The organism is Alteromonas sp. ABH4_456, assembly GCF_056160645.1.
This window is the reverse complement of record NZ_JBSWXO010000005.1, coordinates 44,900-57,819: the sequence shown is the minus strand read 5'-3', so window position 1 is coordinate 57,819 and position 12,920 is coordinate 44,900. Positions and strand designations below refer to the sequence as shown.

Annotated in this window: 10 protein-coding genes; 7 read left to right on the top strand and 3 right to left on the bottom strand. The window is 50.5% G+C overall.

Annotation, left to right across the window (positions count from 1 at the left end; all coding sequences use genetic code 11):
- Positions 1-66 precede the first annotated feature (66 nt).
- The 7 genes from ACXAG2_RS09560 to ACXAG2_RS09530 all read left to right on the top strand — a co-directional run bounded on the left by ACXAG2_RS09560 (position 67) and on the right by ACXAG2_RS09530 (position 9,876).
- Positions 67-822, top strand: a complete 756-nt coding sequence (locus ACXAG2_RS09560; RefSeq protein ID WP_474866346.1) for a rhamnogalacturonan acetylesterase — start codon at positions 67-69, stop codon at positions 820-822.
- A gap of 13 nt (positions 823-835) precedes the next feature.
- On the top strand, positions 836-985 hold the full coding sequence (locus ACXAG2_RS09555) for a hypothetical protein (RefSeq protein WP_474866343.1): 150 nt from the start codon (positions 836-838) through the stop codon (positions 983-985).
- A 200-nt stretch (positions 986-1,185) separates the two neighbouring features.
- On the top strand, positions 1,186-3,867 hold the full coding sequence (locus ACXAG2_RS09550; protein ID WP_474866340.1) for a TonB-dependent receptor: 2,682 nt from the start codon (positions 1,186-1,188) through the stop codon (positions 3,865-3,867).
- 54 nt (positions 3,868-3,921) lie between these two features.
- Entirely contained in the window at positions 3,922-5,433 is a 1,512-nt protein-coding gene (locus ACXAG2_RS09545) for a CehA/McbA family metallohydrolase domain-containing protein (protein ID WP_474866337.1), read from the top strand.
- Positions 5,423-5,953 (top strand): RNA polymerase sigma factor, encoded by a 531-nt coding sequence (locus ACXAG2_RS09540; RefSeq protein ID WP_474866334.1) that lies wholly within the window; start codon positions 5,423-5,425, stop codon positions 5,951-5,953. The genes ACXAG2_RS09545 and ACXAG2_RS09540 overlap by 11 nt, the downstream gene beginning before the upstream one ends.
- On the top strand, positions 5,953-6,891 hold the full coding sequence (locus tag ACXAG2_RS09535) for a FecR family protein (protein ID WP_474866332.1): 939 nt from the start codon (positions 5,953-5,955) through the stop codon (positions 6,889-6,891). Before ACXAG2_RS09540 ends, ACXAG2_RS09535 begins: the two co-directional genes overlap by 1 nt.
- Before the next feature lie 6 nt (positions 6,892-6,897).
- Positions 6,898-9,876 carry a TonB-dependent receptor gene (locus ACXAG2_RS09530; RefSeq protein ID WP_474866330.1) on the top strand — a complete coding sequence of 993 codons (2,979 nt, stop codon included), beginning with the start codon at positions 6,898-6,900 and terminating at the stop codon, positions 9,874-9,876.
- Between the two features lie 30 nt (positions 9,877-9,906).
- On the opposite strand, the gene ACXAG2_RS09525 is transcribed toward ACXAG2_RS09530, so the two are convergent.
- From ACXAG2_RS09525 to ACXAG2_RS09515, 3 genes are read right to left on the bottom strand one after another with little or no spacing between them, the layout of a single operon-like run.
- Positions 9,907-10,824, bottom strand: a complete 918-nt coding sequence (locus ACXAG2_RS09525; protein WP_474866327.1) for a sugar kinase — start codon at positions 10,822-10,824, stop codon at positions 9,907-9,909.
- Positions 10,821-11,459 carry a bifunctional 4-hydroxy-2-oxoglutarate aldolase/2-dehydro-3-deoxy-phosphogluconate aldolase gene (eda, locus tag ACXAG2_RS09520; protein ID WP_474866324.1) on the bottom strand — a complete coding sequence of 213 codons (639 nt, stop codon included), beginning with the start codon at positions 11,457-11,459 and terminating at the stop codon, positions 10,821-10,823. The genes ACXAG2_RS09525 and eda overlap by 4 nt, the downstream gene beginning before the upstream one ends.
- The gene (locus ACXAG2_RS09515) at positions 11,459-12,919 is read right to left on the bottom strand and encodes a mannitol dehydrogenase family protein (protein WP_474866321.1); all 1,461 of its coding nucleotides are present in this window, start codon (positions 12,917-12,919) and stop codon (positions 11,459-11,461) included. The genes eda and ACXAG2_RS09515 overlap by 1 nt, the downstream gene beginning before the upstream one ends.
- Position 12,920 lies beyond the last annotated feature (1 nt).

The window sequence follows — 12,920 nt, the reverse complement described above, 5'->3', positions numbered from 1 at the left end:
AGTGGTAGTGTGTCCCTTGGGCCATCAGTAATGATGGCCTTTTTTCGTTTAACATAAGGATTTTTCATGAAAAAGCTGATTCTTTCTCTCTTCTTCGCAGCAACGGCTTTCAGCGCTGCAGCGCAGGATCCCACCCGCACGACGTTGCATCTCATCGGCGATTCCACCATGTCCATCAAACCCAACCTGGCATACCCGGAGCGCGGCTGGGGCATGTTATTACCGGCGTTTATTTCACCTGAGCTGGAAATTCTGAATCATGCAGCCAATGGACGCAGTACCAAACGTTTTATTGATGAAGGGCGCTGGGGAAAGGCGTTATCTGAAATGAAAGAAGGGGATTACGTGCTGATCCAGTTCGGCCACAACGATCAGAAGAAAAGTGACCCTGCCCGTTATGCCTCTGCAGAGAAAGACTATCCGGCGTATCTGCACCGTTACATCAAAGATATCCGCGATAAAAAGGCCACACCGCTGATTGCCAGCTCTATTTGCCGCCGTCATTTTGATGAACAGGGCAACCTGAAGCACACGCTGGATGACTATGTGAATGCGGCCCGCAAAGTAGCACAGGAAGAAGAAGTCGCGTTCTTCGATATGAATAAACACACCTGTGATTTCTTCGAACAGGAAGGGGATGCCGCCACCGTGAGATATTTCCTGCGCATTCCGCCTGGCCTGTACACCCGTTACCCCGACGGCAACGAAGACAACACTCACCTGAACACACTGGGTGCCGCGCTGGTAGCTCAGTTCTTTATTAAGGATTTAAAAGCGCAGCAACACCCGCTGGCAAAATACGTGTACAGGGAAACGCTGTAAACTTGCGCTGATCATGAATGGCAGGGCGAATGGATACCGTGCTGCCGGTTTCGTTGATATCGAATTCCAGCATGCTTTCAAATTTGAAATCCTCAGGCAGGCGCACAAACTGACTGCTGCCGATCTTGTACAACTTATCTTTATCCATGGTCTGTTACTTTGACAACGTTATATTAGAAAAGTAGTAGAGCCCGGAGGGAAGTCAAGCGGGGAGCTGATTAAATAACCCTGACCCGATAAACTCTCACCGTCACAAAACCTTCATCAAAAAAACTGTCTGCTTTTTTCATCTGTTGACTCATTACATGTGTTACCCGCGCGCACCGGTACGTTCACTTTTACTTTGCACATTTAGGAACACACATGAAAAACCGATTTATGAAAACCACACTTGCGTTAAGTGTACTGTCGGGTTTAACGGGCATGAAGCCAGCCATGGCGCAGCAGGCCCCCGCCGCAGACGATTCTCTTGAAGTGATTGAAGTCACATCATTTCGTCGCTCGTTGATTCAGGCAAAAGACTTAAAGAAAGATGCAATTATCTCCCGCGATACCATTCTAGCCGAGGATATTGCAGATTTTCCTGACCTCAACCTTGCTGATTCGCTACAGCGGGTTCCGGGGGTGACTATTACCCGTGAGGGTGGCGAGGGTCGTCAAATCTCTCTTCGCGGACTGGGACCTGATTTTACCCGCGTACAGGTAAATGGTATGGAAGCCATGGGGACGTCAGCTTCACCAATGGATGCCCGTGGTGGCGTAAGCCGGACCCGGGGCTTTGATTTCAACGTTTTTGCTTCCGAATTGTTTAACCGTATTGATATCAGCAAAACCTACTCAGCAGACCAGGAAGAAGGCGGTATTGGTGGTACGGTAGGTTTGTTTACCGCCAAGCCTTTTGACTACGATGGCTTTAAAAGCGCTTTGTCTGTGCGGGGCGGCTACAACAGTAACAGCGAAGAAACCGACCCGCGCATGGCAGGTTTGATTTCTAATACGTGGGACAAATTTGGTGCTCTGGTATCGGTGGCTTACAGTCAGCGACATACCGCTGAATACGGTACCAACACCACCCGTTGGCGTCGCGAAGGTGGCAAAACAGCGGCCGACCCGGCAAATACAGATCTGCAAGCCGATTTAGATTCAGGAGAGTTGTGGTTTCCCCGCGGGCACCGTTTTTCCCGTTGGAACAACACGCAGGACCGGCTGGGCATAACCGCGGCTTTTCAGTACAAACCCTCCGACTCGCTTTCCTTCACGCTTGATATTATGCACGCAGAACTGGAAAACAATACTGATGAACATCACTCGGCCGTGAAGGACAATAGCGTAGTTTCTGACCTCATCTGGGAAGAAAACAATGGCCAGAAAGAAGTGGTGTATGCCATGTACGAGGATGCAACCTGGCGTAATGAAAACTCACGACGCTACAACGAATCGGTGTTTGACCAGTATACATTAACCATGGGCTGGACGATTACCCCGGCGTTGTATGCCACTGCGGTGATAGGCACAAGTTCTTCTGATTTTGACCAGCCCGAAGTGATTAAGTCGAATATCCATGCGAAACGTATTGTCGATATAGCAACCGATTTCAGACAAGACCGCTTTTACGGCATTAGCTCGTCGCCTGATTTCGATACGACGCAAATCGACGGCTATGAGATGAAAGACATCTACCTGCAGGAAGACTACATCACCAACGATTTTGATACCGCAAAAGTAGACTTTACTTACCTCCTTGGTGATACCGGCGAATTGCAGTTTGGTGTGAATTACAAGAAATTCGAAAACTCTGCCTGGCAGTTAACCCAGAGTAATGCGCAAAACATCGCGCCACAAAATACAGGTGTCACGGCTTTAAATGATGCACTTGTTAATGTATACAACGAGCATCCTGACACTAACTGGTTGCAAGGCGATCTGGACGCGTTACTTAATTTCTATGGCCTGACAGGCTACCAGATTGATGACAGCGGGTTAACGCAAAACGATAAATCTCCCGTTACCGAAGAAACGTTGGCCATGTACGTGCAATACGGTTGGGAAACGGAACTGGCGGGTAAGCCTCTGTTGGTCAGCGCGGGCCTGCGTTATTTCGAAACCGATATTACCGCCGCCGGCATTTCTTCCGGAGTCGCTATCGAAACCACCCGTTCTTATTCTGACGTACTGCCAACCTTAAATGTTGTTTATGAACTGCAAGACAACATTCTCTGGCGCGCAGCGGCAAGTAAGAACATTACCCGGCCGTCTTTAGGCTCACTCAGTTACAACGCGTCAGTGTCACAAACTTCAGGCGAGGCCATTACCAGCGTAACCATGGGAAATCCCATGCTGGAGCCGTTCGAATCTTTGAACCTGGATACGGCACTTGAATGGTATTTTGATGAGGTGGGTTATGCCGCAGCAGCTATCTTCTATAAAGACATCGACAACTTTATTGTCGATACTACCAGTGAGGTGGTGTATTCCTCATTAGGGTTACCTGCCGCATTACTACCGGCAGACAAAACCGTTGACAGCCTCTTTTACTTGCAACGCCCGGAAAATATGGATGCATCGAAAATAAAAGGTGTGGAGTTAACCTTTTCGCGAGACCTGGATTTTCTGCCTGCACCGTTTGATCACTTAGGTGTTATCGCAAACTATACTTATGCAGATGGTGATGCGCTGTACCGCAATATCTACGGTGAAACGGGTAACGACCAGGAAAAAGCATTTACCGGCTTGTCGAAAAACAGCTACAACTTCACGATATACTACGAGCAGGAAGGGTGGGGCGCGCGCGTGTCAGCTGCCTATCGTAGTGCCTACCTCACGGGCGCATCATCGAGCGGTGATCAGGATGAGTCAGGCTATCATGGCACGACATTCATCGACTTCTCTTCATTCTATCAGTTGACCGACACGATTAAGCTGAGCTTTGAAGGCATAAACCTGACCGACGAACGTCAGGAGTTATACAGCGACTCTCATGATCGTGCTTACAACAGCACGACCAGCGGCCGCACTTATATGCTTGGCGCTACTATGCAGTTTTAAACCGGGCCGCATACCGGGCTGGTCCCGGTATGCGTTTTTACAAAGGAGATTTACATGGTACTAAAGCCTGTTCCGGTTGCAGCATTGGCTGGTGGATTACTGGTATTGTCAGCCTGCGTGTCAGTTGCGCCGGGCGATACGTCCGGCAATGATTTTTTACCTGATGACGGAAAGACCTGGCTAGCCGGAGACCATCATATTCATGGCAAGTTTAGCGCGCAATGGAATTGGAATGATGATCCCCCGTCACCCATTTTCTTTGGTGATGCCCATTATTTTACGGCGTTAAACGCCAGGATGGCGGCATTTCATCAACTGGACTGGATGGTGACCACCGATCACGGCGGCCCTAATCACAGTGTTATTAACCGCAATCTGGCTTATCCGGAACTCGTTGCCTCACGAGCAGCAGTGCCGGACATCATGCAGTTTTACGGGATGGAATTTGACACTCCCGGCGCGCGGCACAGCACATTGATTATCCCGAAAAGTGAGCAGGAAGCGGATCAACTGTTTACGCTGGAAAGCCGGTATAACCGCAGAGAAATTTACCCGGACGAGTCTCCCAGGGATACACAAGCGTTCATGTCAGAAGCGTTAACGGCTATGCAGAATATGTCGCCACGGCCGGTCCTGACAGTGAATCATCCTGCCCGGAAAGCTACCGGATTGAATGAATATCAAAAAATTACTCCGCAGAGAATGCGCGAGTGGCAGGACACGGCACCGGATGTGGTAACCGGCATGACGGCTATTCCCGGCCATCAGGCCGCCACCATAAACCCTGACGGCTCGAATGATCCGGACGCGCCTCGTGCAGAATATTTCGGCTACCCCACACATGGTGGCACCGACCAAATGTCGGCTATCGTTGGCGGTGTTTGGGATAAGCTGTTGGCAGAGGGCCGCAGGTGGACGGTAACAGCGGTGTCTGATAGCCATGCGCATTACACCGAAGGTCGCACTGATTTCTGGCCAGGCGAATACGCCAAAACCTATGTACGGGCCACCCGTGACTACGACAGCGTGTTAGCGGGCATACGGGGAGGCAATGTATTTATTACCACAGGTGACTTAATTGACGAACTTTACGTCAGTATCCGCCAGGGGAAGATGCGGGCAGATATGGGAGAGATGCTGAATCTGCACGGCGGGGAACCTGTTACCGTTACGGTTGCGTTTCACGATCCGCAAAGCGCTAACTTTAATCACCAGTTTCCTGCCGTCGCACGCCTCGATGTCATTTTTGGTGAGGTTGTGGGCACGTACCCTGAAACAGACAGCGCGCCAACCCGCGTGGTCCGGCGATTTTACCCGCAAGACTGGGAACAGCAGGGCGCGTATAAGGTTGTGCAATTTCAGATGCCTGCCCCCAAAGGCAGTGCCTATGTACGTGTTCGCGGCACAAATGTAAAAGATGAACTGGAACCGGAAGTTGATCCGGCGGGAGAAAACCCCTGGGATGACCTGTGGTTCTACAGTAATCCGGTTTATATTCAGTATGCTGATAATGGACTGCCGTTCCGCTGCAATGAATCTGTCACCGGCGCATGCGATGATAAGTGATCAACCAATTCATTTAGTCGTACCATCGCTGCATATGTCAGATAAAGCCTCCAGTCCTTCGTTGCAAGCACTGATCAATTCCAAAGTGCTTAAGCAATACTTGCACAGGCATTCCGTAAACAGCGAAGAAGCGGCGGACGTTTATCAGGAGTCCATTGCCCGCGTGTTAGAGCAGTCCCGTGCATCGGTCATTGATAATCCTCTTGCTTATGCATTCCGTGTTGCCCGTAACCTGCTGGCGAAGCGCCGGACACACGAAACGTGTGACATTGAAGAGCAGCACTGTTACCGGCAGAACCCCGAACTCTATCTTGAAACGCAGCAGCGGATAGAGCTTATTGCTGAGGTGATTAACGCTATGCCGGAACAACGCAGGCGGGTTTTCGAGATGCGGCGTATTGAAGGTCAAAGCCGGCAAGACATTGCAGCGCGTCTGAATATCTCCGCTGAAGCTGTGACAAAGCATATTTCACGGGCAATGGCAGACATCCAACTGCAACTGGATAAGGCGGGTAAGTAGTGGCAAATCAACAGGAACAAGTCTATCTGGAAGCAGGGGAATGGATTGACCGCCTTGCCGACGGTGAACTGGATGCATTAAACCGGCACCGGTTCGTGCGCTGGTTAGAAAAAAGTGAGTTACACAGGGCAACGCTTGAAAAAATGATCGCTACATGGGAAGACCCGACCCTGCAAGCCGCCTTTCTTTCCGCGAAAAAAGCGTCACACCCATCACGAAAACGTACTCTGGTAACATGGGGGAGTGCCGTTGCAGCGTCATTGCTGGCTATAGCGATTATCTGGCCTGGTTATCGGGGGGAAACAGTTGCACCTTCACCACAATTGCTGACCGCCGCGCATGAAGCGTTAAGCGATGGAAGTGAGGTGCAATTGCAGCCCACCAGTGAATTAGCCGTGTTATTTTCGGATGATACGCGTTATTTAAACCTGAAAAAGGGCCAGGGGTATTTTGATGTAGCTAAAGACCGCAGCCGGCCTTTTGTTGTAAAAGTCGGTTTATCTTCAGTAACAGCCGTGGGTACAGCGTTTAACATTGACCGGCAGGAACAACGGGTTGATGTGGTTGTGCACGAAGGTATTGTTGAAGTGCGCGGTAATGCAGACAGTGCGCCGCTTTTACTCAAGGCGGGCGAGCAACTGACTATCGAAAACGGGGTGGCGGGGCCTGTGGAGAAGGTTGATCTGGCACAGCGGGTAGACTGGCGCACCGGATGGATTGAAGTCGAAGATGAGTCTCTGAATTATTTATTTGAACGGCTAAACCGGTATGCGGAAAAACCCATATTGCCGGTGGACAGTGCTGTAGGAAATCGACGTGTTGCAGGGCGATTTAAATTGGAAGAAACGGCACAGACGTTAGCTATGTTGGGGTCATTGTATAACCTGGATATTGCTGACACACGCTCGGGTTATGAAATAAGCCTGCAAGCTGATTAATTCGCTATGAAGAACCGGAGTCTTAAAACGTTTGAAGCTATGGTGTCATGCGTTTCAGGATGTTTTGTTTCCGGTTGTTTTATCTTCAGTTTTTCGCCGGGCTGTGTGGTTGCTGGTGAATCCCTGCCCGCCGGTAACAGCCCTCTGGTCCCGTTGGCTCAGATTGTTACTGAGTTCAGCCGTGACGCCGGGGAAACTGTCGCATTCGATCCTGCGTTAATGAAAGGGTTAACGGCTACGCCGCCGTTGCGACATACATTGAGTACGCAAGAGATCGCTGCCTTGCTTCGACCATTTTCCCTTTGTCTGGAACCGGTGCAAAATGGTCGCGTTATCCGCCAATGCGACTCTCCGCCCAGCGATAATACTGGAAGCTCCGGCGCCACGCCCACAGAAAATAACGCCGTAACCCGCACTCATCCTACTGTAGAAATTGAAGTCACCGGATTTCGCCAGTCGTTGATCCGTGCCAGAGAGATTAAGCGTCTTGCGATGGTGACGCAGGAAACGATTTTGTCTGAAGATATCGCTGATTTTCCTGATTTGAACCTTGCTGATGCTTTGCAGCGTATTCCCGGAATCACTATTACCCGTGAGGGTGGAGAGGGGCGGCAAATATCCTTAAGAGGATTGGGCCCTGACTTTACCCGCGTAAAGGTTAATGGCATGGAAGCGATGGCTATGACGTCTTCTGCCATGGATGCCCGGGGAAGCGTAAGCCGGACCCGTGCCTTTGATTTTACACTTTTTGCATCAGAGCTTTTCAACCGTATCGATGTGAGTAAGTCTTACTCGGTTGAGCAGGATGAAGGCGGTATCGGCGGCACGGTGATGCTGCATACGCCGAAACCATTCGATTTTGCAGACAACATCAATACTGTTGCTTATAAGCAAAGCTACAACGGGAACAGCAAGGAATCTGCCCCCGGCATTCTTGGCTTATTCAGCCGCCGGAATGACACATTCGGTGGACTTGTCTCCGTTGCTTACAGCCAACGGCATACCACTGAATTTGGCACCAATACAACGCGGTGGCGGCAGGAGAAAAAAAGCTATAGCGGAGAGACGGACAGTGAATTACAGCAAGCCCTGGAGCAGGGGGAATTCTGGTTCCCCAGAGGGCACCGTTATTCGCTCTGGAATAATAATCAACGCAGAATGGGTGTGACGACATCCTTGCAATACGCGCCGGACGATAACTGGCAACTGACGTTGAATGGCATGGCCAGCCGGTTACACAATTCCCTCGATGAACATCATATTGCGGTGAAGGACAACGACGACGTGAGTGTTGTGGTATGGGAGCAGAACCGGACTGACAAGGAAGTATTATTTGCCAAATACACCGACGCAACATGGCGGATAGAAACACGCGAAGATGAAAACACATCGACATTCTATCAGCTAAGCCTGGACAGTGAATGGCAGGTAACACCGGCACTTCGTGTCGATTTTCTTGTGGGTACCAGTGCCAGTGATTACTCGCAACCTAAAGTAAACAAAGTCAATATTCGCAAAACGGGTGTTGATATTGTCACAGATTTTCGCGAAGACCGCTTTTACGGCGAGAGCTATTCTACCAACATGGATACGGCATCGCTAAGCGGTCTAACGGTAAAAGACCTCTATTTTCAGGAAAATGCCATGCGCTCGTCATTTCATAACGCAAAAGCATCGATGCGTTATTTGCTGGAAAGTGGCGATGCACTGTCGGCGGGTATTCACGTTAAGTCATTTAAAAATACCGGCGTTGACCGCGCCCGCAGCATTTACCCTGCGCAAGGTGACGGGCAGATATCTGCCGCACAGTTGTCGCTGTTTAATCAGCACCCGGATAAAGCGTGGGTACAGGGAGATTTGGCGGCTATTCAATCTTACTATGGTTTGACAGATATCAAGCTGACGGGCGACGACATTGTTGAAAGTACTGACTTTGATGTGAAAGAAGATACTTACGCGTTATATGGCATGTACGACAGCACCGGAAGCTGGCTTGGAAAACCGTTCTACACGCAAAGTGGAGTCCGGTATTTTTCAACCCGTTTTTCTACCTCAGGCCTGCAAAAAGGTGAGCCCGCGACCGTTTCGAAAACCTACGACGATGTACTTTTTAGCATGAATGCCGTTCTGGAATTGAGCGACGACTGGCTTTGGCGCGCCAGTGTGGATGAGAACATCACGCGTCCTTCCATCCATGATGTAGCGATTACTGCCGAAGTCTCTCAGGCATCCAGAAATGAGGGGGATATTGGCCGGATTTTTATTGGCAATCCTTATTTGAAGCCACTGAAGTCAGTGAACGCTGAAACGGGCATTGAGTGGTATTTTGATGAAGGGGGCATACTGGCGATTTCCGGCTTTTTCAAAAAAATAGACAACTTTGTGGTTGAGGAAGTTGAAGCTATGCCGTACCGGGCGCTCGGTCTGCCGGCGAGTTTATTGCAGGAAGGAGACAGCGAAGATGACATCTTTTATGTCAGTACGCCTCAAAATACTGATTCCACTACGTTTAAGGGGTTCGAATTAGCGTATTCCCGGGATTTGAACTTTTTGCCATCTCCCCTTGATAGCCTCGGCGTTAACGCAAACTTTACCTACGCTGAAGGCAAAACACTGTACAGGGACGTGCAGGGAACTGGCGGGAATCAGGTTAAAACCTTTGCCGGTTTATCAAGGCGTAGCTACAACTTCACCCTGTATTACGATCAGCAACACTGGTCTGCCCGTGTGTCGGCGGCATACCGCAGCCCCTATATTTTATCCGTTCAGCCCGGAAACACCGATCAGGATGAATCCGGCTATCACGCGACCACTTACATTGATGCCTCAGCCAGTATTCAGTTGTCCGGCTCATTGAAAATGACCATTGAAGGGTTAAATCTGACTAACGTAAGAGAAGAACTGTATAGTGATTCGAACGATCGTGCCTACAACACTACAACGAGTGGACGGACATTTCTGGTTGGAATTACTGCGGAGCTATAGCTTCTTTTGCTGAGAACTAACGCCCTCCAATCAGGAGAGCGCTGCTATATGCTTATAAAACGCGTCTTTTTCCACGATCGCGCCGGGGTAGCTGATCACAGTGGCTGCGACTTTTGCGCCGAAGCTGGCAGAGTCGGTCACATCTTTACCAGACAGACGTGCTGACAGGTAGCCGCCATTAAACGCATCACCGGCTGCGGTGGTATCGACAACGGTTTCTACACGCTCAACCGGTACAATGCAATGACTGTCCTGTTCGTAGATGTGCACGCCGACAGCACCGTTCTTCACGATGATCTCTTTAACGCCGAGGTCAGCAACATGCTGGTGGATAGCATCCACGTCAGTGTGGCCATATAACGCCAGATGATCATCACCGCCCGGAAAGGCGATATCTGCATGGGAATAGGCTTTGTCTGTCCATAACTGAGCATGCTCAGGGCCAGGCCACAGACGCGGGCGATAATTAGGGTCAAAGACCACTTTGCCGCCTTTCGCACGAAAACCATCAATCAAATCGAACAGCTTCAGGCGCTGCACTTCATCCAGAATGGCAAGCGAAATGCCGCTGAAATAAAACACATCAGCATTGCTTAAATCGCCGCGCATGAGGTTCAGCGTTTGTGTTGCCGCTGAGTTTGCCCGCCAGTAAGCAAAAGTACGTTCGCCGTGCTTATCCGTACGCACCATGTACAGGCCGAGATTACGGTCTTCACTGCGGTATACCTGGTCGGTATTGATTTCCTCGTCGCCCATTTTAAACAGCAACTCATCACTTAAGAAGTCCGCGCCGATAGCGGTTAAGTAGCTTACTGAAATATCACGGGCGCAGCGCTTCAGGTACACAGCAGTGTTATAGGTGTCGCCGGCGTAGCCTTTAGACAATGTGTCGGCACCACGGTTAACCAGCTCAACCATGCACTCGCCGAAAATGACAATGCGGCTCATGGTCGTAACCCTTCAAATGCCTCCAGCGCCTGCTTGCAGGTGTCTGTGATGCCTTGCCAGTTTTCTGCTTTTACCATGTCAGACGGGATCATCCACGACCCGCCTACGGCAAATACATTTTTCAGGCTCAGATAGTCGTTCAGGTTACTGCCGGAAATACCGCCGGTGGGACAGAACGAGATATGCTGAAAGATGCCGCCCAGTGCTTTTAGCATTGGCGCGCCGCCGCTTAAATGGGCAGGGAAAAATTTGAGTTCGGTAAGGCCGTATTCACTGGCCATCAGAATATCTGCAGGGTTACTGGTGCCGGGAATAAACGGCACGCCTGACGACATTAACCCGTCCAGTAAACGGGGGCTGACGGTGGGCGTCACCAGAAACTGGCTGCCGGCATCTACCGCTTCCTTTGCGTGCTCAGGGCTGAGCACAGTGCCCATGCCTACAACCATATCCGGAAATGTTTCACGGATAGCAGTCACAGAAGCCGCCGCTGCGTCTGTACGGCGCACCACTTCCAGGTTTTTAAGTCCGCTGGCTTCTACTGCCTTTGCAATATTCAGGGCTTGTTCTACCGAATCTGCCTGCAAAATTGGCAGGATCGGGGCGCCTTTCACAATGTGTTTAATGCCTTTCATTATAATTCTCCCAGGCATGCAGCCATTGTTTCAGGTGTAATGTTGCTGAGTTTTTCAACCTGACCGTGCACAGTGTCGCGGAATACCTGGTTGTCAGACAATTCAGCAAAAACGTCACGTTCATTCAGTACTGCATCTGTCAGCGCTTTCGTGTCGCCGCTGTGTTTTTCAGCCAGCGACAATAAACGTTCAGCCATCGGATCGGTAATGGTTTCACCCTCCACCTGACGTTTGGCGATAAATAAAATCCACGCAGCAACAGGTACACTCAGCAGGTTAAAGCTGGCTTTGGCTTTAATGCGGTCACGTACGGTATTCAGAATGCGGAAAGGCAGCTTTTGTGAGCCGTCCCAGGCAATCTGCGCCAGTAAATGACGGATATGTTTGTTGTGATAGCGGTTCAGAATGTCAGCGGCGTAGGCTGATAAATCCATTTTGTCACCGGCATCAATAGTCGGCAGAATTTCTTCTTTCAGCAGACGGCGGATAAACGCTTCAATTTCCGGTTTGCTGATGGCTTCAAATACCGTGTCGATCCCACATAATGTGCCGGTGTAGGCCAGCGTGGAGTGGGTGCCGTTAAGCACACGCAGTTTGGCTTTTTCAAACAGATGCACATCGTCGGTGAAGGTCACGCCTACTTTGTCCCAGGCAGGTCGGGGACCGCTGAATTTATCTTCCACAACCCACTGGGTAAAGGCTTCGCGCTGAATCGGCCACTCGTCGGTAACACCCAGAGCAGCAGCCGTCTGACTCACCAGCGCCTCGTCGGTGGCGGGAGTGATGCTGTCTACCATGGTATTAGGGAAACAAATATTCTTGCTGATCCACGCAGCCAGTTCGCTGTCGAGTAACTGTGCTAAGGCCACTACAGCTGCGCCCAGCTTACTGCCGTTATCAGACAGGTTGTCGCAACTGACGATGGTGATTTCGCTGGCGCCGCTTTCCATGCGTACTTTAAGGGCTGCAACCAGTAATCCGATTGCCGATACCGGTTCTTCCGGAAAATCTTTATCGTGAAGGATATCCGGATGGGCGGCATCGAGTTTGCCCTGGTTGTCCAGGCAATAGCCTTTTTCAGTGATGGTCAGCGTAACGATATGTGTTGCGGGTGCAGTCAGCGACGCCATGATGGCATCACGGTCTTCACCTAACACGTACACGTTATTCATTGCGCCGATGATCTGAGTGTACGGCTGGTTATCCAGTACAACCAGTGAATACAGATTATCCTGGCCGGACAGTTTTTCTTTCAGGCTTTTACTGCGCATAGACACGCCGTCAATACGCCAGTTTCCGCCGTGGGCCATGGCCAGATCGGTATACACCGCCTGGTGGGCGCGGTGAAATGCGCCCGGGCCAATATGCACAATGCCGCTGGTGGTGGCATTCACATCGTATTGAGGCTGTTTTACCTCTGACGGCAAGTCCGCCAGCGTAGAGAAATTCAGACGTGCCATG